The sequence below is a fragment of the Bradyrhizobium algeriense genome (assembly GCF_003062295.1).
GTDB classification, from domain to species: Bacteria; Pseudomonadota; Alphaproteobacteria; order Rhizobiales; family Xanthobacteraceae; genus Bradyrhizobium; species Bradyrhizobium algeriense.
The window spans coordinates 1-591 of record NZ_PYCN01000203.1; the positions used below are offsets into that span (position 1 = coordinate 1).

The 591-nt window shown below is 67.5% G+C and carries 1 protein-coding gene; it reads right to left on the reverse strand.

Annotation, left to right across the window (positions count from 1 at the left end; all coding sequences use genetic code 11):
* A partial coding sequence (locus C7G61_RS43125) for an ABC transporter permease (RefSeq protein ID WP_244608796.1) occupies nt 1–591 on the reverse strand: 591 nt, incomplete at both ends.

The window sequence follows — 591 nt, forward strand, 5'->3', positions numbered from 1 at the left end:
CGTGTGCTCTTCCGATCTCGGGTCGATCTGATCGCGGAAGAGACCGGAGACCGGCACGTCATGGGCCCGTCCCAAGGGGGCCAGTGCGAAGACCAGAGCCGTGAGGATGCCGTAGAGCAGCGCGATGCCGAGCTCGCTCCAGGCGAGGGTCGGCTGGATCGGGATCGGCAGGAGGTGTCCGAAGAGCCCGGTGATCACGAAGGGAAGCGCAGCCCCGAAGGCCAGGCCGATGCCGATGCCGACCAGCGCGATCAGCATCACCTGCGTGAGATAGAGCAGCACCACCTGCCCGCCGGGAGCGCCGAGGCTCTTCAAGGTGGCAATCGAAGCGCGCTTGCGGTCGACGAAGCCGCGCACCGCATTGGCGACGCCCACGCCGCCGACGAGGAGCGCCGTCAAGCCGACGAGGGTGAGGAACTGGGTGAAGCGCTCGATATTGCGGGCAAAGCGCGGATCCGCGTTGAGGCGCGTGCGGATGTTCCAGCCGGCCTCGGGCAGGACGCGATTCGCCTCCGTGTCGATCCGCGTCAGTCTCTCTTCGGTCGATTGTTCCGGCGGCAGGGTCAGCCGGTACGTCCAGCGCACGAGGCT